26 protein-coding genes are annotated in these 25,748 nt (G+C 58.6%); 1 reads left to right on the forward strand and 25 read right to left on the reverse strand.

The window, feature by feature from the left end:
• The 4 genes from L6418_RS06950 to L6418_RS06965 all read right to left on the reverse strand — a co-directional run bounded on the left by L6418_RS06950 (position 1) and on the right by L6418_RS06965 (position 3,388).
• Positions 1-873 (reverse strand): branched-chain amino acid ABC transporter permease, encoded by an 873-nt coding sequence (locus L6418_RS06950; protein WP_237246199.1) that lies wholly within the window; start codon positions 871-873, stop codon positions 1-3.
• A 3-nt stretch (positions 874-876) separates the two neighbouring features.
• Complete coding sequence (locus L6418_RS06955) at positions 877-2,106, reverse strand: ABC transporter substrate-binding protein (protein WP_237246200.1); 1,230 nt, start codon at positions 2,104-2,106, stop codon at positions 877-879.
• Positions 2,107-2,483: 377 nt separating this feature from the next.
• Positions 2,484-2,891: a c-type cytochrome gene (locus tag L6418_RS06960; protein WP_237246201.1), complete on the reverse strand. Its 408-nt coding sequence runs from the start codon at positions 2,889-2,891 to the stop codon at positions 2,484-2,486.
• 179 nt (positions 2,892-3,070) lie between these two features.
• Positions 3,071-3,388, reverse strand: coding sequence for a c-type cytochrome (locus tag L6418_RS06965; protein ID WP_237246202.1), 318 nt, complete (start codon positions 3,386-3,388; stop codon positions 3,071-3,073).
• A gap of 378 nt (positions 3,389-3,766) precedes the next feature.
• Here L6418_RS06965 and msrA point away from each other — a divergent pair, with 378 nt between their 5' ends.
• Positions 3,767-4,279, forward strand: coding sequence for a peptide-methionine (S)-S-oxide reductase MsrA (gene msrA, locus L6418_RS06970; RefSeq protein ID WP_332875541.1), 513 nt, complete (start codon positions 3,767-3,769; stop codon positions 4,277-4,279).
• A 50-nt stretch (positions 4,280-4,329) separates the two neighbouring features.
• Here the strand turns inward: msrA and L6418_RS06975 are convergent, their stop codons facing one another.
• The 21 genes from L6418_RS06975 to L6418_RS07075 all read right to left on the reverse strand — a co-directional run bounded on the left by L6418_RS06975 (position 4,330) and on the right by L6418_RS07075 (position 25,745).
• Positions 4,330-5,601, reverse strand: coding sequence for an HD-GYP domain-containing protein (locus tag L6418_RS06975; protein ID WP_237246203.1), 1,272 nt, complete (start codon positions 5,599-5,601; stop codon positions 4,330-4,332).
• A gap of 83 nt (positions 5,602-5,684) precedes the next feature.
• The gene (locus L6418_RS06980; protein ID WP_237246204.1) at positions 5,685-6,140 is read right to left on the reverse strand and encodes a CopD family protein; all 456 of its coding nucleotides are present in this window, start codon (positions 6,138-6,140) and stop codon (positions 5,685-5,687) included.
• 111 nt (positions 6,141-6,251) lie between these two features.
• Complete coding sequence (gene rnhB / locus L6418_RS06985) at positions 6,252-6,845, reverse strand: ribonuclease HII (protein ID WP_237246205.1); 594 nt, start codon at positions 6,843-6,845, stop codon at positions 6,252-6,254.
• Complete coding sequence (gene lpxB / locus L6418_RS06990; RefSeq protein WP_237246206.1) at positions 6,842-7,993, reverse strand: lipid-A-disaccharide synthase; 1,152 nt, start codon at positions 7,991-7,993, stop codon at positions 6,842-6,844. Before lpxB ends, rnhB begins: the two co-directional genes overlap by 4 nt.
• 6 nt (positions 7,994-7,999) lie before the next feature.
• Positions 8,000-8,791: an acyl-ACP--UDP-N-acetylglucosamine O-acyltransferase gene (gene lpxA / locus L6418_RS06995; protein ID WP_237246207.1), complete on the reverse strand. Its 792-nt coding sequence runs from the start codon at positions 8,789-8,791 to the stop codon at positions 8,000-8,002.
• Positions 8,791-9,237, reverse strand: a complete 447-nt coding sequence (gene fabZ / locus L6418_RS07000) for a 3-hydroxyacyl-ACP dehydratase FabZ (RefSeq protein WP_237246208.1) — start codon at positions 9,235-9,237, stop codon at positions 8,791-8,793. The genes lpxA and fabZ overlap by 1 nt, the downstream gene beginning before the upstream one ends.
• Positions 9,234-10,277, reverse strand: a complete 1,044-nt coding sequence (lpxD, locus tag L6418_RS07005; RefSeq protein ID WP_237246209.1) for a UDP-3-O-(3-hydroxymyristoyl)glucosamine N-acyltransferase — start codon at positions 10,275-10,277, stop codon at positions 9,234-9,236. Before lpxD ends, fabZ begins: the two co-directional genes overlap by 4 nt.
• An 18-nt stretch (positions 10,278-10,295) precedes the next feature.
• Positions 10,296-10,811, reverse strand: coding sequence for an OmpH family outer membrane protein (locus L6418_RS07010; protein WP_237246210.1), 516 nt, complete (start codon positions 10,809-10,811; stop codon positions 10,296-10,298).
• 20 nt (positions 10,812-10,831) lie between these two features.
• The gene (gene bamA, locus L6418_RS07015; RefSeq protein WP_237246211.1) at positions 10,832-13,117 is read right to left on the reverse strand and encodes an outer membrane protein assembly factor BamA; all 2,286 of its coding nucleotides are present in this window, start codon (positions 13,115-13,117) and stop codon (positions 10,832-10,834) included.
• A gap of 8 nt (positions 13,118-13,125) precedes the next feature.
• Positions 13,126-14,481, reverse strand: a complete 1,356-nt coding sequence (rseP, locus tag L6418_RS07020; RefSeq protein WP_237246212.1) for an RIP metalloprotease RseP — start codon at positions 14,479-14,481, stop codon at positions 13,126-13,128.
• Entirely contained in the window at positions 14,478-15,659 is a 1,182-nt protein-coding gene (gene ispC, locus L6418_RS07025; protein WP_237246213.1) for a 1-deoxy-D-xylulose-5-phosphate reductoisomerase, read from the reverse strand. Before ispC ends, rseP begins: the two co-directional genes overlap by 4 nt.
• Positions 15,656-16,480, reverse strand: coding sequence for a phosphatidate cytidylyltransferase (locus tag L6418_RS07030; protein WP_237246214.1), 825 nt, complete (start codon positions 16,478-16,480; stop codon positions 15,656-15,658). The genes ispC and L6418_RS07030 overlap by 4 nt, the downstream gene beginning before the upstream one ends.
• On the reverse strand, positions 16,473-17,240 hold the full coding sequence (locus L6418_RS07035; RefSeq protein ID WP_237246215.1) for an isoprenyl transferase: 768 nt from the start codon (positions 17,238-17,240) through the stop codon (positions 16,473-16,475). The genes L6418_RS07030 and L6418_RS07035 overlap by 8 nt, the downstream gene beginning before the upstream one ends.
• Before the next feature lie 19 nt (positions 17,241-17,259).
• Entirely contained in the window at positions 17,260-17,817 is a 558-nt protein-coding gene (gene frr, locus L6418_RS07040) for a ribosome recycling factor (RefSeq protein ID WP_237246216.1), read from the reverse strand.
• 93 nt (positions 17,818-17,910) lie between these two features.
• On the reverse strand, positions 17,911-18,630 hold the full coding sequence (gene pyrH / locus L6418_RS07045) for a UMP kinase (RefSeq protein WP_237246217.1): 720 nt from the start codon (positions 18,628-18,630) through the stop codon (positions 17,911-17,913).
• Positions 18,631-18,645: 15 nt separating this feature from the next.
• Positions 18,646-19,548: a translation elongation factor Ts gene (gene tsf, locus L6418_RS07050; RefSeq protein WP_237246218.1), complete on the reverse strand. Its 903-nt coding sequence runs from the start codon at positions 19,546-19,548 to the stop codon at positions 18,646-18,648.
• A 77-nt stretch (positions 19,549-19,625) separates the two neighbouring features.
• The gene (rpsB, locus tag L6418_RS07055; RefSeq protein WP_237246219.1) at positions 19,626-20,348 is read right to left on the reverse strand and encodes a 30S ribosomal protein S2; all 723 of its coding nucleotides are present in this window, start codon (positions 20,346-20,348) and stop codon (positions 19,626-19,628) included.
• Positions 20,349-20,597: 249 nt separating this feature from the next.
• On the reverse strand, positions 20,598-21,536 hold the full coding sequence (locus L6418_RS07060) for a flagellar brake protein (RefSeq protein WP_237246220.1): 939 nt from the start codon (positions 21,534-21,536) through the stop codon (positions 20,598-20,600).
• Positions 21,537-21,613: 77 nt separating this feature from the next.
• Positions 21,614-21,952 carry a P-II family nitrogen regulator gene (locus tag L6418_RS07065; RefSeq protein ID WP_237246221.1) on the reverse strand — a complete coding sequence of 113 codons (339 nt, stop codon included), beginning with the start codon at positions 21,950-21,952 and terminating at the stop codon, positions 21,614-21,616.
• A gap of 33 nt (positions 21,953-21,985) precedes the next feature.
• Positions 21,986-23,590, reverse strand: coding sequence for an NAD+ synthase (locus tag L6418_RS07070; protein WP_237246222.1), 1,605 nt, complete (start codon positions 23,588-23,590; stop codon positions 21,986-21,988).
• Between the two features lie 22 nt (positions 23,591-23,612).
• Positions 23,613-25,745: a hypothetical protein gene (locus tag L6418_RS07075; protein WP_237246223.1), complete on the reverse strand. Its 2,133-nt coding sequence runs from the start codon at positions 25,743-25,745 to the stop codon at positions 23,613-23,615.
• Positions 25,746-25,748: the final 3 nt, after the last annotated feature.

Here is a 25,748-nt window from a genome sequence, read left to right on the forward strand (position 1 = left end):
TTATACTTTCCTTATGCTGGCCTTGCCAAACACCCCGTTGGGTTTCATGGCCAGAGCCAAAATGAGCAGGATCAGGCCGGGTGCTTCGCGCCAGCCGCTGCCGATATAGAAACTTGCCAGGCTTTCCAGCGCTCCCAGGAACAGGCCGATCAGCACCACGCCGAAGCCGGAATCGAGCCCGGCCACCACGGCCACGGAGAACGCTTTCAGGATGAGCGCCGACGCCATGGTCGGGCCGACAGTGGTGATGGGGGAAACCAGGATGCCGGCCATCGCGGCGACCATGCCGGACAATCCGTATGAGAGCATGATGGTTCGCTTCGCCGAGATGCCCATCAGTTCGGCCGCATCGCGATCGGCGGAGACCGCCTCGAACGCCTTGCCCCACAGGGTCTTGCGTTTGAACAGTTCGATCAGGCCCATCACCGACAGCACTCCGATCGCGACCGACAGTTCGACCGGCGTGACGCTGATACCGAAGAAATGCATGGGGTCGGAAGAAATCGGCGTCGGGAAGGGATGATCGTCCCTGCCCCAGATGTTCTCGGCCGCGGAAAACCCGAACAGGCCGAGGATGATGGTCATCAATATCCAGCCTTCGCTCTTCTGTTCGAGTGCTAGACGCACGGCCAGGCGTTCCACCACCAGACCGAGCAGGACTCCGCACAGCAGGCCGGCGGGGACCATCAGCCAGTAAGGCAGCCCAAGGTTGAGCAAGGTCAGGCTGATGAAGGCCGAGAGCATGACCAGCTCGCCCTGGCCGAAGTTGATGCTTTTGCTGGTGGCAAACGTGAGTTGAAAGCCATAGGCGATCAGAGCGTAAACGAGGCCCATCAGGGCCCCGCTTACCCCCATTTGGAGGACTACATCCATGGATTACTTCTCTTGCTTGATGAGGCGTTGCTTGTCGGCTTCGTTCGCAAAGACCACTCGACCATCCTTGACCATACCCATGACCGCATTCTCGCGACGGAAGGCTTCGTGGGTCTGCTCGTCAGCCGGGTTCCACTTCGAGAACGGGTGCTTCCAGGTGGCGATCACGCCCTTGACCGGCTCCTTCAGGTCTTCCAGCGCTTCCTTGATCTTCCTGGTGTCGGTGCTTTGCGCCTGCTTCACCGCAGCGGCAAAGATATACACGGCGTCGTAGCCCTGCGCGGCGGAAACCGGGGAAGGGATGCGATCGACCTTGTAGGATTTGTGATAGCCGTCGATGAAACTGCGGGCTTTCGCCGTGATGGGCTCTTCGATGAAGGTCTGCGGCATCAAGGTACCGTTGCCATTCTTGCCGGCATTGTCGATATAGTTCGACATCGACAGCGTCCAGCCGCCGATCAGCGGCACTTTCAGGCCGATCTTGTCCATGCCGTTGGCGACTGCGGCGAGTTCGGGACCGATACCCCAGATCAGGATCGCCTGTGCACCGGCTGTCTTGGCCTTGAGCAATTGCGCCGTCATGTCCTTGTCGCCGATGTTGAACTTCTCGGTGGCAACCACTTCCAGCTTGTTGCCCTGGGCCTTGATCTGCGCCAGCAGGTCGTCGCGACCGGAGACGCCGTAGTTGGTCGAATCGTGCAGGAGCGCAACCTTGGTGAGCTTGCGATTGATCGCCTCTTCCACCACCATGGCAGCCTGGATGCCGTCATGTGCGGCAAAGCGGAAGATGGACAGGTCTTTCGGGCCCGGCTTGTCAGTCTTGTCTGCCCACTGCGTCATTGAGGCGGAGCCTGCCGCCGGAGTGATGATCTTGGTGATGCCTTTTTCCTGCAGATGCTTGTCGCCCGCCATCACGACGCCGGTATTGACCGAGCCGATCACGCCGGAAAGGTCGTCCATCGAAGCGAGTTCCTGGGCAACCAGCGCACCGCGGTCGTTCTTGCCTTCGTCATCGCGCTCGATGACCTCGATCTTCAGTTTCTTGCCGCCGACGGCGATACCGCCTGCCGCGTTGATTTCGGCGATGGCCAGTTTTGCACCGTCGCGCATGGATGCGCCCATCGGAGCAGAACCGCCGGAAAAGGGGCCGGTGATAGCCAGCTTGATCGAATCGGCTGCATACACCTGTGCAGCGCATCCAAGCAAGAGCATTGAAAGCAGAGTTTTCTTCATTTTTTCCCCCGGGAATTAAAACAACAATGTAAGGATAGACGGGCCATTCTAACTTGAATCACGATTTTTGCCAGTACAGCGCCGGAAGGCTGTCCCTTAGATGCAACAACATGAAAATATTGTCCAGAAGTGCGCCCCCATATTCAAACGGCGATCATGAATTGTGACAACGCCATGTTGAAAGAGCGATTCTTGTGAATATTGCTGCTTAGAGTCGGTCGCGATTTGTCCGACATCTGATAAGTGTATTTATAATCAATTGCTTATTAAAAATATTGTTCTCAAGAAGAGGCTCGGCGCTCCTCATTCAGAATGACGATACGTCGCAACGAGGCTCCACCGATGCCAGGGCACTCATTCGCTGCGTTCTGCGAAGGTTATTTCTTGGGGGGAATCGACAGGATGAAATTGACGATATTGGTGATTTCTTTCGCATGAATTCCCTGCGGATCGTTGGGCGCCATGGGAATGTATTCGTTCCACTCGCCTTTGCCGCCCTTTGATATCTTCTTCACCAACCCGGCTACCAGCGGCAGCTTCTCGCCTTCACTGTCGATATTGAATCCCTTGTAGGCATAGCTGGTCTGGCCGCGATATCGATCGGCTACGTCCTGCCAGGCAGGCCCGAATTTGGTTCGCGTCCAGCCGTGACAAGCATCGCATCCAAGCATCCTGACCTGCGACTGTATTTCCGGAGGTATTTCGATTCTGAGGACTTCGGCTGCATGGGCAGTCATGCTGACCATCATCGTTGCAATCAACATTGCCCATTTGATGTGCGACATGCCCACCTCCAGTATTTCAGTCAATCTGCTCACCGCTGCGTGCTGCCTGAGTTCCGGCGATCTCGCTTGCGGCTGAATGCGGCCTTTTACATTCGACATCAGGGCGCCATGATCGGACAAAACCCGTTGCGCGGCCTTGCCTCGGCATGACGCTCCTGAAAAGTTGCAGCAACAACGCCCTACTTCAACCCGGCGATAAATTCCGACAGGCTCTTGATCTCGGCATCCGTTGCACCCATGCCCTTGGGCGGCATGTTGCCCATCTTCCAGCCGAATGCGCCACCCTTGGTTACATTGGCAGCTATCTTGCCGGCCGCATCCTTGTCGCCTTTATATTTCTTGGCCACATCCTTCCATGCCGGGCCGACCATCTTGTTGTCGATGGAATGGCAGGCGCCGCATTTTGCCTTGCCAGCCGCCGGCATGTCTGCCGCCAGAGTGGAGCCTGCAACCACCAGACCGATTGATGCGACCATGCTGATCAGAATAGTTTTCATAGTTCTTTGATCTCCTGATTATTCGTTGAATGCAAGTAATATTCCAAAAACCACCCTTATATCAGCCGACATACAAGAAGCAACCGATATGTAAACCAATTAGGCACGCACCCCAGATCGAAGTCCATACCTATAAGGTATGTAGGCGTATAACTCTTTTGAGGTACTTTATTGTCCTGCATAATTGTCAAGTATCGCCCAAGGAAGTCCCGGTGGATCATGAGTACGCTGGGCGTACGGAATGATGCTACCGCGAAAAACTCTTGTGCAGCAACCCGTACGGTGACTATGATTTGCCGCGGCCTCGGCTCCGCACAGGGGCGGTCCCGGCATGCTTCCTGCGACTGCTGAAAGCCATGCCGGAGCGAAAGGAGCAATATGATGAACGACACCAGCCAGACAGCTTACCTTGCGGGCGGATGTTTCTGGGGCATGGAGGAACTGGTGCGCCAGATCGATGGCGTGCTGGAAACAACCGTCGGCTATACCGGTGGCGCCACACAGGATCCCACCTATGAGACGGTCAAAATGGGCAACAGCGGCCATGCCGAATCGCTGAAGATCGTGTTCGATCCGCGACGGCTGACCTACCGCCACCTGCTGTTCGAATTTTTCCGCATGCACAATCCGACCACGCCCAATCGGCAAGGTAACGACATCGGTACACAATACCGCTCGGCGATTTTTTATCTCGACGAGATGCAGAAGCACACCGCAGAGGAAGTGATCAGGACGGTGGAAGCTTCAGGCGAATGGAAAGCCAGGCTGGTCACCGAAGTTGTGCCTTATCGCGCTTTCTACCGTGCCGAGGAATATCACCAGAAATACCTGGTCAAGCACCCTCATGGTTACACCTGCCATTATGTAAGGCGAATGGAATTGGGAGAATAAAACCCGAATCGGATCGTCTGACCAAGGCATATCGCCGAAACGCGAACAGGTCAGCCGGGGATCTCCATCAGGAAATATTTCGCCATGACATTCTGCAGCATCGCCTGCAATGACCTTTCATCGGCCAGATAGAATTGTTCGTAATATTCCGGCGCGATCTTCTCGAAGGCCGCAAGGATGTCCGGATCGAAATGACTGCCCGATTCGGCGCGCAGTATGCGCAACGACTCGTCGAACGGGATCGGCTCCTTGTATGGGCGGCGCGACGTAAGGGCGTCGAAGACATCCACCACCGCAAAGAGTCTGGCGATCAGCGGGATATATTCGCCGCGGGCACCGCGCGGAAAACCCTTGCCGTCGAAGCGCTCGTGATGCCCCAGAACCACCTCCCTGGATCTGCGCAGCCAGTTCGAATGACTGACTATGTCCGCGCCCAGTTCGACATGCGTCCGCATGATTCTGGTCTCTTCCGGGGTGAGGTCACCCGGCTTAAGCAGAATATGGTCGGGTATGCCAATCTTGCCCACATCATGCAGGAACGCTCCCAGGATCAGCGACTGGATCTCTGCGCGCTTCAGGTTGAGGAACTCGGCCAGCTTGACTGCATAAAGCGTGACACGGTAATTGTGGGCATCGGTATCGGAATCGCGCTTGGCGATGGCACTGCCCAGCGTCTGGAGCAGATCCAGATCGGTCTGCAGCAAATCGTCCGCCAGCCGGATTGTCTGGCGGTTGAGGGAAAGGATGACGGGATACAGCACCAGGCTCGTCAGCGTGACCATGACCACCACGGCGATCACGACATCTTCGATGTGATGTATCAGCGCGGCAGTGACGTGTGCATCGACCTGATAGATGCCTTCCAGGTAACCGTAGGTCTGTTTACCTTCGGACAATGGCTGGACCGACTGGATGTACAGTTTTTCGTCTATCCAGTAATTACGCGCCTGCTTGCCTGAAATACCCAGGAAGCGATGGTGATGGGCAGCGACGTCCTCCGCCACCTTCGCATCCAAGGTATTCCAGCGTTCCAGCAGTATTTTCTGCTGGGCGCCATACAGGCGGATACCGACGAAGCGCGACTCGGCCAGGGTCTTTTCGATTGCGGGAAGATAGCGGTCCAGTTGGCTTTCAAAAGCCTTCGGGGCGATACGGGCACTGATCCGGCTGGCTTCTGTCCCAACCAGCCTGGACACGAAATCGTCGAGTCGCCCCTGTTCCAAATAGTAGGCAGCCGAACCAGCTATCGCAGACAGGACCAGCCAGGCAACCAGCAGTCTTGAGGCAATCCGCCAGTGCAAAGATTTTGACACACTTGTCATATCCGCTCCCGACCGCTATCCATCAGATGAATAAGGCAGCGCCAAGCATCCGGCATGTGGCCGAATGCTCGATGACGGCCACCTCAGGTTGGCATCGCCCCGATCACTGCGACGCATACGGTAAGCAAGCCCAATATCACGTTCACCCCGACCAGCTTGCGTATCTTGCCCAGTATCTCGCCCGCCTCTTTCCAGCGCTCCTTGGCGACATGCAGGCTGAGCGGCACATAGCAGGCGAAAAATACATAACCATAGATGCCCATCATGATCAGCCCAAGCAGCAACATGACATGGACGAAACGCGGGGCTCCCGACATCCCGCCGTACAGATAGATCATGTATAGCCCGCTGGCAAGGATCGCCGCCACCGCGCCCCACACCCAGCTGAAGAAGCGTCGGAACACGTTGCTCCACAAACGCAGCCGCTCCGGCGGTTGCAGCACTTCAACAGCTGCCGGACGCAACACGACATAGGCGAAGAACATGCCACCGACCCAGATGAGCACGGCGACGAGATGGATGAGTTTGAACAGGGTCATGATGGTATGCAGTGGATTCAAATGGGTTGTCGAACAAGCATGGCAGACCGGATATCCCTCTGCCCGCTTTGAATGATACTACTTCCCGTCTGGCGGACGCCAAGTCGCAGGCTATTTACCCTGTTGTCCCGAGGGGGAAAGCAGGTCGCGTACCGGCTTGAAACTTCGGCGGTGCACGTCGGAAACCCCGTGCTCGCGCAGCGCGGCGAGGTGGGCTGCGGTGGGATAGCCCTTGTGGCCATCGAAGCCATATTGCGGATATCGCTCATGCAGATTCAACATGAGTTCGTCGCGTGCGGTCTTGGCCAGGATGGACGCGGCCGAGATTGCCGCAACCTTGCTGTCGCCCTTGACGATGGCCTCGCTCGGAATGCCGGTCTGCGGGCAATACAGGCCATCCACCAGCACCTGATGCGGCCGCAGGCTCAGTCCCTCCACAGCACGTCGCATCGCCAGCAGCGTCGCCTGCAGGATATTGAGCTGGTCGATCTCGTCCACTTGGGCATGGGCTACGGCCCAGGCCAGGGCGCGCTCGCGAATGATGGGGGCCAGAAGGTCGCGCTGCTTTTCGGAAAGCTTCTTTGAATCGGCCAGGCCAGCGATCGGACGGGCAGCATCGAGGATGACGGCAGCCGCACTCACCGGCCCCGCCAAAGGCCCCCGTCCTGCCTCATCCACGCCGCAGACGAGCAGGATATTGTTCATGCCAGATAGGGCTGGATGGCAGCCGCCGCTTTCTGTGCGGTGTCCTGGCGCAAGGTCTGATGCATCTGGGTGAATATCTGTTCCAGTTCCGCCACCGCCTGTTTGCTGTTGATCAGATTCAGCAACGCCTGCGCAAGGTTCTCCGGCGTAGCATCATCCTGCAATATCTCCGGCACGACAAATTTTCCGGCCAGTATGTTCGGCAATCCCACATAAGGCAGATACTGCTTGCGCTTGGCCAGCCAGTAGGACAGGCCGGACATCTTGTAGGTGATGACCATGGGGCGCTTGAGCAGCGCAGCTTCCAGCGTGGCGGTACCCGAAGCAACCAGCACGCCGTCGGCGGCGATCATGGCATCGTGCGCGTGGCCGAACAGCAGGGTAATGGGCAACTGCTGCGCTTCCTGTTTCCAAATCTCGTTCTCGAATATGGTACGAGTCTCGCGGCTGGCCAGAGGGACCAGGAATTGTGCCTCGGGCAGTTGCTGCAGGATCAACTTCGCCGTCTCGATATAGGTCCTGGCCAGGCGGCGTACTTCGCCCTGGCGGCTGCCCGGAAGGAAGGCGAACACCTTTGCGCTCTTGGGCATGATGCGCATCTGTTCGCGCATCTCGGCACGCTTGGGCACTTCGGGCAATATGTCTGCCAGCGGGTGGCCGACATAGCTGACGGGAACCCCAGCTTGCTGATACAGCGGCGCCTCGAACGGAAACAGCGCCAGGATATGCGACACCGCTTGCCTGATCTTGTGGATGCGCTCGCCGCGCCATGCCCAGATGGACGGGCTGACGTAATGGACGGTGGTGATGCCATGCTGCTTCAACGCCAGTTCGAGGTCGAGATTGAAATCCGGCGCATCCACACCGATGAAGATATCCGGCGGTTGTGCGATGAAGCGCTCGCGCAAATCGCGGCGGATCCCGACCAGTTCGCGGTAATGCCGCAGCACCTCCAGGTAGCCGTTCACCGCCAGCTTCTCCATCGGGAACAGGATTTCCATCCCTTCGGCCTGCATCTTGGGACCGCCGATACCGATGAAGCGCACATTCGGAGCAACCTGTTTGATGGCGCCCATCAGCAGGCTGCCAAGGAGATCGCCCGAAGCTTCGCCGGCGACCATGGCAATGGTTTTGGTAGTTGAATTCATGGGATGTTAACGAACGATGCCGCGGCTGGCATTGCCCAGGAAGGTCAGCATATTCTCCAAGTCCGCATCGGCCTCGGGTACCTGCCCGCGCAGGCCCGCGATCTCCTGCTTGGCCGCATCGAAACTGCTGCCGGCGCGATACAAGGTGCGGTACATCTGTTTAATCATGTCGAGACGGGCGGCCGAATAACCGGCACGGCGGGGACCTTCCTGATGTGGCCCCTTGGCTTCGGCCGGATTGCCGACGGCAGTCACGAACGGCGGCAGGTCCTGCGACAAGCGCGTCTGGAAGCCGATCATGGCGAAATCACCGATGCGGACGAACTGGTGGATGCCGCTCATGCCGCCGATCAGGGTGTGATTGCCGACCGTCACATGGCCCGCAAACTGGACGGAGTTGGCGATAACGTTGTGGTTGCCGATGTGGCAGTCGTGCGCCACATGCACGTATGCCATGATCCAGTTATCGCTGCCGATGGAAGTGACGCCGCCGTCCTGCACGGTGCCCAGGTTGAAGGTGCAATTTTCGCGGATGGTGTTGTTGTCGCCGATGATCAACTGTGTCGGTTCACCCTTGTATTTCTTGTCTTGCGGGATCTCGCCAATGGAGCTGAACTGGAAAAAGCGGTTGCCCTTGCCGATGGTGGTGTGTCCGTCGATGATCACATGCGGCCCGACCACCGTTCCGGCGCCGATCTCGACGTGCTCGCCGATGATGGAATAGGCGCCGACCGAAACATCGTCGGCCAGTTTGGCATGCGGGTGCACGATCGCGGTCGGGTGGCGCAAGCTGTCCATTACTTGGTCCGCAGGGTGCAGATCAGTTCGGCTTCGGCGGCGACCTGGCCATCCACCTCAGCCTTGCCGATGAATTTCCACATACCGCGCCGGTTCATGCCTATCGTCACAGTGAAGATCAACTGGTCGCCGGGACTGACTGGGCGCTTGAAGCGCGCGTTGTCGATGCCGACGAAGTAATACACCGAATCGTCGCTGGGCAAAGTGCCCATGGTCTTGAACGACAGGATGGCGGCAGCCTGCGCCATCGCCTCGATCACCAGTACGCCCGGCATCACCGGATGATGCGGATAGTGCCCGGGGAAGAACGGTTCGTTCATGGAAACGTTCTTGAGCGCCACGATCTTTTCGTTCGGAACGACTTCGAGCACTCGATCGATCAGCAGGAACGGATAGCGGTGCGGCAAATGCTGCAACACCTCATGGATGTCCATCGCGGTACTCATACTCTCTCCCCTTTTAATGATTCCAGCTCTTTTTCCAATACCTTGACGCGTTTGACCAGATCGCCCAGATGCCGCAGATGCACTGCATTGTTGCGCCACTCCTCGTTCTTGCTGAATGGGAACACTCCGGCATAGCTGCCTGCTTCGGTGATGGATTTTCCGATCAGCGTGAAAGAAGCGATTTCGACATGATCCGCGATCTGCAGATGCCCCAGGATGCCGGCGCTGCCGCCGATTCGGCAATATTTTCCGATCGTGGCGCTGCCGGCGATGCCCACGCAGCCTGCGATGGCGGTATGCGCGCCGATGCGCACGTTGTGCGCGATCTGAATCTGATTATCCAGCTTCACGCCCTCCTCGATCACCGTATCGTCCAGCGCGCCGCGGTCGATGGTCGTGTTCGCCCCGACCTCGACGTGGTCGCCGATGACCGCACGGCCGATCTGCGGAATCTTCAGCCATCTGCCTTCTTCCATGGCGATGCCGAAGCCGTCCGCGCCGATCACCGCGCCGGAATGCACAATGACATGGTTGCCGACGATACAGTCGTGATAGACCGTCACTCTCGGGTACAAGCGCGTGTGCTGCCCCACGGTCACGCGCTCGCCGATACTGCACCCATCCATCACCACCGTGCCCGCACCGATCACTGCACCTGCCCCTATCGTCACATGCGGGCCGATATGGGCCTGCCCGGATATCTGCGCGTCTTTACCGATGACCGCCGAAGGATGGATGCCGGGTATGCATTCCGGCAACGGATTGAGGAATGCCGAAAGCCTGGCGAAGTACGAATAGGGGTTGTCGCAAACGATACGCGGCATCGATGTTGCATCCGCATCGGCCTTGGACAAAATCACCGCAGAGGCATGGCTGCGTTCGAGCTGGCTGCGGTATTTGGCATTGGCCAGGAATGTGATCTGGCCGGCCGCCGCATGCTCCAGTGTGCCGATCTGCCGCACCTGGGTATCGGCATCTCCCATCACCTGCCCGCCGAAACGCGCTACGATGTCTGCCAGTCGGTAGGCTGTACGTTCCATCAAAACGATTCTTTCAGGTCACTTCTCGGATTTATCGGGCGCCTCGTTGGCGAGATACTTCAGAACCTTGTCCGTGATATCCACTTTGGGGTTGCGGTAGACCGCCTCCTGCAAAATGACATCATATTGCTCGCTCTCCGCGATCTCCCGTATCGCCTTGTCCGCATGGGCCAGTACCGCCGTCAGCTCTTCGTTCTTGCGCAGGTTCAGGTCTTCGCGGAATTCGCGCTGCAGCGTCTGCAGCGTCAGGTTCATATTGGCCAGTTCGCGTTCCTTGGTACGGCGCACCGGATCGGACATGTTCGATCCGTCTTTCTCCAGAGAGGCCTGCAGATCCTTGCTTTGCTTGATCAGCTTCTTGATCTCCTGATCGCGGGAGGCGAATTCGCGCTCGATCTTCTTCTCGGCACGGACGGCCTGCTCGGATTCGCGCAGGATGCGCTCGGTATCGACCACGCCGATGCGCGAGCCGTCCGCATGAGCCTGTATGACACAGGAGAAAAACATCAAACCTGCACAAAATAACGTCTTCATTTCATGCTCCTTCGAATAGGTCAGAACATCGAGCCCAAGGTGAACTGGAGAGGCTGTATGTTGTCTTGCGGCTGATTGTTCAAAGGCCGCGCCCAACTCAGTTTAAGCGGTCCCGCCGGAGAGAACCAGGTCAACGCGATACCGGAAGAATAGCGCATCCCATCTGTTCCCGGCGTCTGTCCGCCGGAGCCTATTATCTCACCGCCATCTACAAATGCACTCAGTCGCACCGAGGGATCTTTTTCCATCCCCGGCATCGGGAACATCAGCTCGACATTCCCCACCAGGCGCTTGTTACCGCCCATCGAGAATCCGTACATGTCGCGAGGACCCAGGGTATTCGGATCATAACCGCGCACCGAACCAACACCGCCTGCATAGAAGTTCTTGAAGAATGGAAGTGGCATTCCACCATATCCGCCCGCGATCCCGACATCCCCATTCGTCATCAGGGTCAGATTGCGCGTGAGCCCATGGAACCACTGATTCTGATAGGTCCATTTGTAATATCGCTGGTCGGACGAAGGGATGCTGAATTCGATGAAAGAGCGTTGTATCGTTCCGGATGTAGTATAGATTGCGCTGTCGCGCGTATCTCTCGACCAGCCAATATTACCTATCTCATTCTTGTTCGTCGGACCGAAGGTGTTGATGTAACTTGTGAATTGCGGAGGACTATAGGGAGTCAGGCCGATCGTGGTCTGCTCCAGCGACACGCCCAGATGGAACATCTCGTCGTCGTTGATCGGGATTCCATAACTGACTCCTGCGCCATAAGTATCCGACGTGTACTGGCTCATGATCGCCAGCATGGTGGTATCGGTCCTGCGCTTATAGAAGTTGAATCCCCGGCTGATGCCATCGTCGGTGTAGTAAGGGTTGGTATAGTTGACCGAATAGACCTGGTTGAACCTGCTGGTATTGACCTGTGTGGACAGCACGTTACCGGTACCGAATACGTTGGCCTGCGTGATGCCGCCCATCAGCGTCACTTTTTCCAGACTGCTGTAACCCGCGCCGATCTGGAAGCTGCCGGTCGTTTTCTCGGTGACCTTCATGTTGACATCCATCTGGTCGCTGGTTCCCGGTACCGGCGAAGTATCGAGATTCACCTCGGAAAAGTAATCCAGCTTGTCGACGCGCTGCTTGGATTTCTTGATCTTGGAGGTGGAGAACCAGCCGCTTTCCATCTGGCGGAACTCGCGGCGTATGACTTCGTCCCTGGTCTTGTCATTGCCGGTGATGTTGATGCGCCGGATGTAGGCGCGCTGCATGGGGTCGACCACGAAGGTGAATGCCACCTGGTGTTTTTCCTTATCCACGTCGGGTGCCGCATTCACGTTGGCAAATGCATAGCCTTCTTCGCCGAGACGTTCCGATATCTTGCGTGTGGATTCGGTGACGGCATCGCGCGAGAATACATCGCCCGGGTGGAGATTGATCAGTTTGAGTATCTCGTCGTGCGTGAGCACAGCCTGGGTTCCCGCCACTTTGACGTCCGAAACCGTGTATTTCTCACCCTCCGAAATATTCAGGGTGATATAGATGTCTTTCTTGTCCGGCGAGATCGACACTTGCGTCGATTCGATGTTGAAGTCCATGTAACCGGAATTCATGTAGTAAGAACGCAGGCTCTCCATGTCGGCAGACAACTTCTGCTTGGAGTATTGGTCGTTTTTGGTAAAGAAGGTGAACCAGCCCGGGGTGGTAAGCTGCATCACGCCGATCAGTTCTTTCTCGCTGTATACCTGGTTACCCACGATATTGATGCGCCGTATCTTGGAAGAGCCGCCCTCTTCCACGTTGAAACTTACCGCCACGCGGTTGCGTTCCAGGTCTTTCACCACGGTTTTCACCACCACGGAGTATTTGCCGCGCGCAATGTACTGGCGCTTCAATTCGTTTTCGGATTTCTCCAGCGCCGATTTGTCGAAGATGCGCCCTTCCGCCAGCCCCACATACTTGAGGTTATCGATCAATTGCTGCTTGGGAAACTCTTTCACGCCAGTGATTTCAACGCTGGCCACGGTCGGCCGTTCTTTCACGACCACGATCAGGACGCCATCCTCCATCCTCAGTTCGATATCCTTGAAAAACCCGGTAGCGAACAAGGCATGCAGCGATGCGGTCGCATGCTGGTCATCCATGACGTCGCCCACCTTGACCGGCAGATAGCTGAACACCGTACCCGGTTCGGTCCGCTGGACACCTTCAACACGGATATCCTTGATGGTGAACGGTTCGATCGCCAAAACAGATGTGCTGTACAACAACAGAAACAAACCCGCCAGTTTTATCAAATTCATTATTGTGTTCAACCTAAAATCAGGCGGCTGATATCGTTATACAACGCAAAAGCCATCATGGTAACCAACAGTGCAATCCCTACTCTTTGTCCTGCTTCCCACACCCCCTCGGAAACCGGGCTGCCTTTGAGCAATTCCACGGAATAATACAGCAAATGGCCGCCATCCAATAAAGGTATGGGCATCAGATTCAACACGCCCAGGCTGATGCTGATCAGGGCGAGGAATCCGATATAGGCCCCGATCCCCATCTGTGCCGACTGTCCGGCATAGTCGGCGATGGTAATGGGACCGGAGAGGTTCTTCAACGACACCTCACCCAGCACCATCTTGCCCATCATCTTCAGGCTCACCATGGCGGTCTCCCAAGTCCGGCGCAGTGCCTCGGGAAAAGCGGCCCGGAGCGGGTAACGCACCCTGGTCAGCATCGCCTCGAATGCGGGCTTGTCGATCATGGCCGCCGCGCCGATACGGCCTATCTTCTTGCCGCCCTCGTCGATGACCGCGGGTGTCAGACTGAGTTTCAAAATGGTACCTGCGCGCTCGATCTTCACCTCCATCGGCATGCCGGGATGGCTGCGAACCAGGTTCACCCAGTCATCCCACAGCGCGACATCCCGTCCATCCGCCCTCAGCACCCGGTCGTTTACCTGCAATCCGGCACGTTGCGCTTCTCCGCCTTCGACCAGCTTGCCGATGACTGGATAGACCGGCGGCTGATAGGGCTGCAGGCCGAGTTTCTGCATGAAATCGCCGTCCAGGTCGCTTGCCGTCAGGCTGCTCACCTCCATCACCCGGAACGACCTGCCTCCCTGGCTGTCCTGCAATTCGAAGTTGGCGGCCTTCTGCTGCAACACCAGATCGAGCAGGATCCAGCGTATCTCCTGCCAGCTCGGCGTCGGCTGGCCGTTGATGCTGACGATCGTCTGCTTGCTTTGCAGGCCAGCCGTTGCCGCCGGGGAATTTGCCGCGATCTCGCCCAGCAGCGGCTTGATGCCGGGTATCCCGTGGACCAGCAGGACGAAATACAGGGCAACCGCCAGCAGCAGGTTGGCGACCGGGCCGGCCACCACGATGGCCATGCGCTGCCATACCGGTTTGCGGTTGAAGGCCCGCGGCAACTCGTGCTCGGGCACCTCCTCTTCGCGTTCGTCCAGCATCTTGACGTAACCGCCGAGCGGGATCGCGGAAATCACCCACTCGGTCTCGCCGCGGCCTATGCGTCTGGAGTAGATGGATTTGCCGAAGCCGATGGAGAATTTCAGCACCTTCACATCGAACAAACGCGCCACCGCATAGTGCCCAAGCTCGTGGAACACCACCAGGATAGCGATCGCGACGACGAATGCAAGCAAGGTGCTCATCGCCCAATCCACTCCTGCGCTGCGCAACGTGCTGCGGCATCGGCATCGAGCACATCCTGCAAGGCATGCACTTCGGCGCGCGCCACTTCGCCCAGCACGTTTTCAATCAGGCGCGGGATGTCGAGGAAGGAGATGCGCCGCTCCAGGAAGGCGGCGACGGCCACTTCGTTCGCCGCGTTCAGCAAGGCGGGTATCGTCCCGCCTGCCCGCAATGCCTGATATGCCAGCGCCAGGCAGGGAAAACGGCTGAAATCCGGGGCGGCAAAATCGAGTTTTGCCACCTGGAACAGGTCGAGCGGCGTCACCCCGGCATCGATGCGCTCGGGATAAGCCAGGGCATAGGCGATGGGAGTACGCATATCGGGATTGCCGAGCTGGGCCAGCACCGAGCCGTCGACGTATTGCACCAGTGAGTGGATCACGCTCTGCGGATGGACCACCACCTGGATATCGTCGGCGGGCGCATTGAACAGCCAGTGCGCCTCGATCACTTCCAGCCCCTTGTTCATCATGCTGGCCGAATCCACCGATATCTTGCGCCCCATGCTCCAGTTCGGATGCGCGCAGGCCTGCTCCGGCGTGACATGCTGCAGCTGTTCCAGGGTGGCGTTGCGGAACGGACCGCCGGACGCGGTCAGCAGGATCTTGCGTACGCCGCTTTGCTTCATGTCTCCGGCATATCCGCGCGGCAAGGCCTGGTAGATGGCGTTGTGTTCGCTGTCTATGGGCAACAGGGCCGAGCCGCTGCGGTGCACCGCTTCCATGAACAGATGCCCGGCCAGCACCAGCGTTTCCTTGTTGGCCAGCAGGATTTTCTTGCCGGCTCGCGCTGCCGCCAGGGTCGGCGGCATGCCCGCTGCGCCGACGATGGCCGCCATCACGGCATCCACCTCCGACAAGGTCGAGACCCGTTCCAGTGCCGCCGTGCCGCACAGCACTTCGGTGTCGATTCCGGCCGCAGCCAGCCGTTTGCTCAATCGCTCGCTCGCCCCCTCGTCCAGCAGCACCGCGTAAACGGGCTGGAAACGCCGGCATTGCTCGAATAGCAGTTCGTCCTGCCGTTGCGCGGTGAGCGCAACGATCCGGTATCTGTCCGGATGACGTGCGACCACATCCAGCGTGCTCTTGCCGATGCTGCCGGTGGAACCGAGTACAGTGAGGCGCGTAAGCGTGTTCATTCCAGCCTTTGCAGGATCAGCGCAAGGCCCGCGAACGGCAGCGTGGAGGTCAATGCATCGATACGATCCAGCAACCCGCCGTGTCCCGGCAACAACGCGCCGCTATCCTTGACGCCAGCCTGGCGCTTGATGGCGGATTCGAACAGGTCACCGATCACTGCCAGCGCCACCCACCACCATCCGGCAACGATGATCCCCGGGAACAGCGGATAGTGCTTGTACAGCCCGCTCGACCAGACCACGACGATCACATAGGCCGTCACGCCGAGCATTGCGCCTGCCACCCCTTCCCAGGTCTTGCCGGGGCTGATGGCCGGGGCCAGCTTGTTCTTGCCGAAGCGCTTGCCGGCAAAGTAGGCCGAGATATCCGCCATCATCACCACCGTCATCACGAACAGCAGCACCCAGGGGCTGAATGCGCGCAGATCGAGCATCGCCAATCCCGTCGGCAACAGCACGACCCATCCGACCGCGCCCAGCAACCAGCGGCTCTGCGGGCGCCATCCTGCGATCAGCCAGGCCGGGACCACCAGCACCCAGAGCAGCACGGCCAGGGAATACCAGGCCAGATGCAGCAAGCTCTGCTGGCTTGGCGCCACGCTACCGTCGAACCACATCATGCCGCCCATCGTCGCCAGGGTGAACAACCAATAGGCCGAGGCGGCATGGCCTTTCAAGCCCGACAGGCGCGCCCACTCCACCGCGCCCTGCCCCACCATGAGCAGCACCAGTCCTTGCCAGCCTATCGTGGGCAAACCGAACAGCGCGCCAAGGAACAAGGCAAACAATATGCTGGCTGTAATGATGCGTTGTTTAAGCATTCTTCTTGTCCTCGCTCAATTGTTCGCTGGTACGCCCGAAACGGCGCTCGCGCTTCTGGTATGACTGGATGGCCGCCTCCAGCGCTGCCCGGTCGAACGCCGGCCATAAGGTGTCGGTGAAATACAGTTCCGTGTAGGCCAGTTGCCACAGCAGGAAATTGCTGATGCGCTGTTCCCCGCCGGTACGGATGAACAAGTCCGGTTCGGGGGCATAGTGCATGGAAAGATAAGGGGTGAGTTCTTCCTCGGCAAACGCGGTGGCTCGCTCCGGATGCGCCTGGCTCAGCGCATGCATCGCCTGCATGATGTCCCAGCGCCCGCCGTAATTGGCCGCGATGGTCAGGGTCAGACTGGTGTTGCCCGCCGTAAGATGTTCGGCTGCCTCGATATGGCGCACGAGTTCGGCATCGAAGCGGCTGCGATCGCCGATAACCTTCAGGCGGATGTTGTTCTCGTGCAGCTTGTTCACTTCACGCTCCAGCATCTTCAGGAACAACTGCATCAGGAACGAGACCTCGTCGGCAGGGCGGCGCCAGTTCTCGCTGCTGAAGGCGAACAGCGTGAGATATTCGACCCCCATCTGGCGACAGGCCTTGACCATTTCGCGCACCGTTTCCACGCCACGCTGATGCCCCATGACGCGAGGCATGAGGCGCTGCTTCGCCCAGCGCCCATTGCCATCCATGATGATGGCGATATGACGCGGGACAGCAGTGATGTCGGGGATGGTGCGGGTGGAACTGAAGAAGGGCAACGCCATTATCGTATCGACGGCTCGCCTATATCGCCATCAAGTCAGCTTCTTTGGCTTGCAAGGATTTATCGATCTCGGCGACAAAACGGTCGGTCAATTTCTGAACCTCCTCCTGCGCGCGACGCTCTTCATCTTCGCCGACTTCCTTGTCCTTGAGCAGTTTCTTGAGCTGTTCGTTCGCATCGCGACGGATGTTGCGTACGGCGACCTTGGCATTCTCGCCCTCGCTCTTGACCACCTTGATCAGGTCGCGGCGGCGCTCTTCGGTCAGCATCGGCATCGGCACGCGGATCAAGTCACCGTTGGTGGCCGGATTCAGGCCCAGATCGGAGTCGCGGATCGCCTTTTCGATCGGGCCAACCATGTTCTTCTCGTAAGGTTGCACACCGATGGTGCGCGCATCGGTCAGCGTGACGTTCGCCACCTGGTTCACCGGCGTCGGATTGCCGTAGTAGTCCACCATCACATGGTCCAGGATGCCGGTATGCGCGCGACCCGTACGGATCTTGCCCAGGTCCGCCTTCAATGCCTCCAGCGACTTGTGCATCTTCTGTTCGACGTTCTTTTTGATGTCAGCAATCATCTTCATTCTCCATCAAGGATGCTTACAAAAATTCAAATTTCCCGGCCGGGCAAGGCGCGAGCCGCCAGCTGGCGATGAAATTCGGATTTCTATTCAATCACAGTGTACGAGAGTTCCTTCGTCCTGCCCCATCACCACCCGTTTCAATGCACCTTCCTTGAAGATGCTGAACACGATGATAGGCAGCTTCTGGTCGCGGCACAGCGTCAGCGCTGTCGCATCCATCACTTTCAAGTCCTTGCCAATGGCCTCATCGAAGCTCACCTTCTGGTATCGCGTCGCTTTGGGGTCTTTCTTCGGGTCGGCGGTGTATACGCCATCCACCTTGGTGGCTTTGATCACCACATCGGCGGACATCTCCACCCCGCGCAAGGCAGCAGCGGTATCGGTGGTGAAGAACGGACTGCCGATACCCGCCGCGAAGATCACCACCTTGCCGTCTTCCAGATAACGCAGGGCCTTGCCGCGGATGAACGGCTCGGCCACCTGCTCCAGGCTCAACGCCGATTGCACCCGGCATTCCAGCCCGGCGCGCGTCATCGCGTCCTGCAATGCCATCGAGTTCATCACCGTGGCCAGCATGCCCATGTAATCGGCGGTCGCCCTGTCCATTCCCGCAGCGGCAGGTGCCATGCCGCGGAAGATGTTGCCGCCGCCGATCACCATCGCCACTTCCACACCCAGCCCGGACACTTCCTTGATCTCCGCCACGATGCGCTCGACGACCGCGCGGTTGATGCCGTAGCTGTCGTCGCCCATCAGGGCTTCGCCGGAGAGTTTGAGCAGGATGCGCTTGTAGGCGGGAGCGGTCATGGGTATCGTTTCCTCTTAGCCTTTTTTCGCGGCAGCGGCAGCGGCGGCGACTTCAGCAGCGTAATCTTCCACTTTCTTCTCGATGCCTTCGCCGACGATGAACATCTGGAAGGCGGTCACCGAAGCGCCCTTGTTCTTCAGCAACTGTTCGATGGTCTGCTTGCCGTCCTCGGCCTTGACGAACACCTGGCCGAGCAGCGTGACTTCCTTGAGGAACTTCTGCACGGTACCTTCGGCGATCTTTTCCAGCATCGCTTCCGGCTTGCCGGATTCCTTGGCCTTCTCGATCGCGATGCGGCGCTCGGTGGCGATGTCTTCCGGATTCACGCCCGATGCATCGACCGACTTCGGCTTGCTCGCGGCGATGTGCATCGCCAGATCCTTGCCCAAGGACTCGTCGCCGCCGGTGAAGTTCACTATCACGCCGATCTTGTTGCCGTGCAGGTAGGTCGCCAGCTTGCCGGAGGTCGTTTCATAGCGCTCGAAACGGCGCACGGACAGGTTTTCGCCCAGTTTCATCACCAGCGCCTTGCGGGTCTCTTCGACCGTATCGGAACCGTTGGCGATAGGCAATGCCAGCAACGCATCGATGTCTGCGGGATTCTTTTGCGCCACGGTTTGCGCCACGTTCCTGGCAAACGCCATGAAATCGTCGTTCTTGGCCACGAAATCGGTTTCGCAGTTCACTTCCGCCACGGCGCCGGTCTTGCCGTCTGCCGCCAGGAACGAACCGATCACGCCTTCTGCCGTCACGCGCGAAGCTGCCTTGCTGGCCTTCGCACCGCTCTTGATGCGCAGCAGCTCTTCTGCCGCCTTGGCGTCGCCGTTGGTCTCGACCAGCGCCTTTTTGCATTCCATCATGCCGAGGCCAGTCGCCTCGCGCAGTTCTTTCACCATACCTGCGGTGATCTCTGCCATGTCACACTCCTAATGATTTCAACTAAATTCAGGTTACAAAAAAGGGGGCTTGCGCCCCCTCGTTGCGGGAAGGCCGTTTATGCGGCGCTTTCAGCGACTTGTGCGGTCAGATCGTTCAGTGCCTGCTCGCGACCTTCCAGGATCGCATCGGCCACGCCGCGCGCGTACAGGCGGATCGCCTGGCTGGAGTCGTCGTTGCCCGGGATCACGTAGTCCACGCCCAGCGGGCTATGGTTGGTGTCCACCACGCCGATGACCGGGATACCCAGTTTCTGCGCTTCGGTAACGGTACCTTTCTGGTAGCCGACGTCGATCACGAAGATGGCGGAAGGCAGGCCTTGCAGATCCTTGATGCCGCCCAGGCTGCGATCCAGCTTTTCCAGTTCACGGCGCAACATCAGGCCTTCTTTCTTGGAGACTTTTTCAATGCTGCCGTCTTCGATCATTGCTTCCAGGTCGCGCAGGCGCTTGATGGAGGTCTGCACAGTCTTGAAGTTGGTCAGCATGCCCCCCAACCAGCGGTGGTCGACGAAGGGAGAGCCGCAGCGTTGGGCTTCTTCGCGGATGATCTCGCGCGCCTGACGCTTGGTAGCAACGAACAGGATGGTGCCCTTTTTCGCTGCGATCTTGCGTACTTCCTTCAGCGCGTCGTTGAACATCACGACGGTCTTTTCCAGGTTGACGATATGAATCTTGTTGCGATGGCCGAAGATATAGGGGGCCATCTTGGGATTCCAGAAACGGGTCTGGTGACCGAAATGGACACCCGCCTCCAGCATTTGACGCATAGTTACAGCCATTTGATTACTCCAATCGTTAAGGGTTAAGTCTTCCACCCGCCAGCCTGATCCCCAGAAGGGACACCCCAACATGAACGAGTGTGCGAATTACCGTTTATCCCGCGGTTGCCGGATAAACAGGGCGCGCATTGTAACCGAAGCGGCGCTTCGACTCAACGGCTGGATTCGGGATTGCGAAAGCGGGCGGAAGTCCTCCCGTCGCGGGAACGGGCATGGCGAACCGTCTGAAACTCCGCTTGCTGATCCCGCCTACGCCAACTTGTGCGGGTTTTCGATCATCTGTTGATAGATCAGGCTCTGCAGGATGACGCTGTCATTGGGCGGCAAATCCTGAAATTCGATACCGTGGCGCACCATGCCCGTTCTTGCGGAGTCGCCAGCATCGGCGGTAGAGATGGCCCGGATGATCCCCTTCAGGGACAGGTAGGCATCGATATTGTGCAGTTGTACACGGAATGACAGGTTGAGGATATCGCCTTTTTCGCCAAGCGCAGCCTTGGCCTCCAGTGACACGCCGTTGGCGCTGATATCCGAGATGAGCGCCGACACCTGCTCCGCCTCTGCAGATTTGCTGTCGCGCACTGCCGCGATGATGCGCGTTTTTACGCGCGGCGCTTTGCGGATCATGATGCCCTGGATTTGCTCCGGGAACGACAGATGCATGTATTCAAAGGGAATCTTGATGATCCGCTCGATGGTGCAGGCGAATCCGAAAGCATTCTGCCCAGAAAAAGAGCGCATCACCAATTTTTCCTTCTCTAGGAGCTGGAGCCTGAGGCCATTGGCGGTGATCGGCATGGTGACCAGCAAACTGGTTCCGCGCAGGAATCCGATCACTTTGACGGTGAAGCGTTCGCGAGTGAGCTGCGCCGGGGGTTCGAGCTGCAGCTTGTCTTCCACCTTCAGATTCAAGTCCTCGAAAGTGAAAGCTGTCTTCGTTCCATTGGCGCCGGATGATCTGGCAAGCGGCTCTTCCTGCACCGGCTGACGTTCTTCCGGCTGCTCGCCTTCCGGCACGTCCCACGACAATTCGTGGCAGGCACCGCCGGCCAGCAGCGCATCGATGTGCGCCTCATCCCGGACAAGCTCACCCCGCCCCAGCAGCAGCGTGTAATTCTGGTCGTATATAGGCCAGGGGGCCGGCATGCCGGCCACGATCTCATTGCGTTTGAGCAGAATCAGGCTCATTCAGGCTGGGCCGAGCGGAAGGGTTTTGCCGGCAGATCGACATTCAAAGATCCCGCCGGGCACAGTAGTCGGGGCAGTTACAGCGCCGATTCGTTGGTCTCGCCGGTACGGATGCGGATAACCTGCTCCACCGGGGTGATGAAAATCTTGCCGTCGCCGATCTTGCCGGTATTGGCCGCCTTGACGATGGCTTCGACCGCCGCATCCAGCATGGCGGCGCTGATCACCACTTCAACCTTGATTTTGGGAAGGAAGTCCACCACATATTCCGCACCGCGATACAGCTCGGTATGCCCTTTCTGGCGCCCGAAACCTTTGACCTCGGTGACTGTCAGCCCGCTCACCCCCAACTCGGATAAAGCTTCACGAACTTCATCGAGCTTGAACGGTTTGATGATGGCTTCGATCTTTTTCATATTGTTCTCCCGGAATGTTTGCTGCAAGTATAACTAAAAGTCGTCTCGATAACGTACTGTGATCGGATAGCGCCAATCCTTGCCGAAGCCGCGATCCGTGATGCGCACCCCGACGGGTGCCTGTCGGCGCTTATATTCGGCCATGCGGATCAGCTTCACCACGCGCAGCACGTCGGCTTCGGCATAACCCTGCTCCACGATCTGGGGGATGCTCATGTTCTTCTCGACATAGCAGGCCATGATCGCATCCAGCACATCGTACGGCGGCAGGCTGTCCTGGTCGGTCTGGTCCGGCCTCAGCTCGGCGCTGGGCGGCCGCGTGATGATGCGCTCGGGGATCACATGCCCCTGCGCGTTGCGCCACCTGGCCAGGCGATACACCCAGGTCTTGCTCACGTCCTTGATCACTGCAAAACCGCCCGCCATGTCGCCATACAGCGTGCAGTAGCCGACCGTCATTTCGGACTTGTTGCCGGTGGTCAGCACCAGCGAGCCGGTCTTGTTGGAGATCGCCATCAGCAGCGTGCCGCGGATGCGCGCCTGCAGGTTCTCTTCGGTGGTATCCGCGGGCAGGCCCTGGAACATCGGCGCCAGCGTCTGCTGCAGCGCATCGAAAGTCGGCACGATATCCAGCTCTTCGTAGCGCACACCGAGCAGTTTCACCATCTCGCGCGAATCGTCGATGCTGATCTGCGCGGTGTACGGCGACGGCATCATCACGGCGAGCACCTTGTCCGCGCCCAGCGCGTCGACCGCCACGGCCAGCGTCAGCGCGGAGTCGATGCCGCCGGACAGGCCCAGCAGCACACCGGGGAAACGGTTCTTCTGGATATAGTCGCGCACGCCGACGCAGAGGGCGCGGTAGATGCTGGCCTCGTCCTTCACCACGTTCTCGCATACACCTGGGATCGGCTTGCTTCCCTGCATCTCGACAAAGCCCAGCACCTCTTCGAAAGCATGGAACTGGTGCGTCAGCTCGCCGTCTTCATCCATGACGAAGGAGGCGCCATCGAATACCAGTTCGTCCTGCCCGCCCACCAGATTGGCATAGATGACCGGCACGCCGATCTCGCCGATGCGTTCGCGGATGGTCTCATAGCGCGTGGCCTGCTTGTCGAAGTGGTACGGCGAGGCATTCAATACCAGCAGGACTTGCGCCCCCGCTTCCCTGGCACGGAATGGCGCATGCTCGTGCCAGACGTCGGCACAGATGATGATGCCGTATTTGACGCCCCCCATCTCAATCACGCACGCCTCGTTGCCGTGGGTGAAATAGCGCTCTTCGTCGAACACGCTGTGGTTCGGCAGCGAATGCTTGTGATAGGTGGAGACAATGGCACCGTCGCGCAGGACCGAAGCCGCGTTGTAGCAGGATTTGCCGACCTTGTGCGGATGGCCGACGAGCACGGTGATGCCCTGCACCCGCTGCGCCAGCTCGCGCAGCACTGTATCGCAAGCATGGTAGAAGCCGTCGCGCAGCAACAAATCCTCGGGAGGGTAGCCGCATAGCCCGAGTTCCGGCGTAAGCAGGAGGTCCGCGCCCTGTGCCTTGGCGCGCTGCGCATAATCCGCAATCCTGGCGGCATTGCCGGCCAGGTCGCCAACGGTACAATTGATCTGTGCGATTGCGATCTTCATCGAGTTACTCTATGCAAATCCATCAAGAAAAATATCCTGCCTGCCAGGCCCACGCCAGCGCTGCAATCAGCAACAGGATAACGATATAAGGCCACAACGGCTTCTTTTCCGCGTACGGATCGACCAGCGAGCGATGTGCACCTGCTGGCAGACTGGGCAAGGCCGTCAACGAGGTGCCGAACGGGATGTTGATGCGTACCCTGGCATTGATCGCCCAGCCGCAGCCGTCCAGGATGGGGCCAAGGTTGCGGCGTTTCAATTTGAACCAGGCCAGCAACATGGAGGGGACTGAAACTGCCAGCATCAGGCCTGCCACAGCCAATGGCACTTGCCATAGCTTCAGGCTGAATATACCACTGACGATGGAGGCGATGATTCCGCCGATGGCGCCGATCGCCAATCCTATCGCGGCAAAGATACCGGCGAACTTGGCGACATCGAAAGGCACTTTGGGCGGCACACCGGGTACCGCAGCAACGGCGTTGCTGCCGCTCTCCACGACCGCCTTGACCATCTTTTCCTGTACCGCATTGGCTTTGGATGCGGCGAACTTCTGCAATTGCTCGCTGATGACCCTGGATACTTTCTTGTAGGGCGACCAGAATGCCTGGCGGATGCTGATGGGGTGATCGGTGATGCGCACGATGGTGGCATTCCAATCCTGTCCCTTGCGGTCGTAGAACACGCCATGCCGTCCTACCATCAGGAAATCCGAATCTCCCGCCGTGAATGCGGCAGCGATATTCATCTTTTCGGATCCGCCGTTGCGCACCAGCTCGCAGTAGGCCAGGCACACGCCGCTGGTGTTGGCATAGGTGGCATGCGCATTCACGTCCTCTACCTTGATACACAGCTCGCAACTGCGACCATCCAGGTAGAGCGTACCAGCCTGGAAGATTGCTTTCTGCTTGCCGGAATAGAATTCGCGGAACGACACGAAATTGTTCGCCAGCCGGAACAGGTCGCGCCGATAGCGGATCAGGCGCTCCACCGAACGGATGGACTTGATCTGGGACTCGACTGCCTTGTCCTGCGCAATGAGCGCATCGATCCGAGCCTGATGATCGCTGGCAAGCATCTCGCGCAGGCGGGCGATGCCGAGTTCGCCTACCGGCGATGCGGGTTTCGCGCTTTGCCATGCATCGTAAGTCGCAAATCTTGCACATAACGCCGTCCATTCGGCCGCCGTGATGCCTGGCTTGTCGCCCAGCAAGGGCTGCACTACATGTACACGCAACGCTTCGACTTTGGCGTGCCAGGCTGGGTTGATCCCTGCAATCAAAGGCAACGGTTTGTCCGCCGATATGGTTGCCAGCGGAAAGCCGGCCATTTCTTCATTTCGGGCAGACAATGTTTTCGCAGCCAACTGCTGGTAATCCTCGACGGAGCGGCTCAATGGTGCTGCGGCACGTGCGTCGTAGCTCGCCAGCTGACAGCGGGTGAAATAGTCGTCGACTTTTTCATGCACCGCCTGCAACGCTTCTGCCGCAGCCCGGCTGTCCGCGCCCAGAAACAATACCGTTGCGTCGGCCTCGCCTCGCGCATACCAGGCCGCATAAGCCCTGGCATCGGCAAAGAACCTGTCGGAAATCTCCTGGCTGATGCCGTTGTCGCCGCTCATGTCGGCGAGCCAACCTGATGTCTTCGCGATGTCGTTGACCGTCGCGCTCAGCGCAGTGTCCGCGATCTGTTTGGCACAGATCACGCCATCGCCGTTGAACTGCAAACCGGCCAGGAACTTCTCGATATCCGCCATATCCGCCAGCGATATCGAGGTTGCTTGCGGTTTGCCCAGGCTCTTCAGGATATGCAGCGCGGAAGCCAGCACCTGTTTGCCTTCTTCGCTGTCGTCCGCGATGTCGGCAAGCGCCAGGCTATCCGCGCCATTCACCAGCAATTCGGGATTCTTCAGCAGCGCACCGGCCCAGCTGATCGCAGCCAGAACCTCGTTGGCACGCACCTGCCCGTCACCGTCGGCATCGATCATATCCAGCGTGCGGTTATCGAATTCGATTCCGCGCGTCGGACAGCTCAAAGCCACCCACAGCTTTTGATCGAGCCGGGGTAACGCGAGCAGGTCGGCACCATTATCCAGTTGCACCTGGTCGAACCCGCCGGCGCGGAAGAATTTCCATGTATGAGTCGGGTTCGCCATTGC

Source organism: Sideroxyarcus emersonii, assembly GCF_021654335.1.
In the GTDB taxonomy this organism is placed as follows: domain Bacteria; phylum Pseudomonadota; class Gammaproteobacteria; order Burkholderiales; family Gallionellaceae; genus Sideroxyarcus; species Sideroxyarcus emersonii.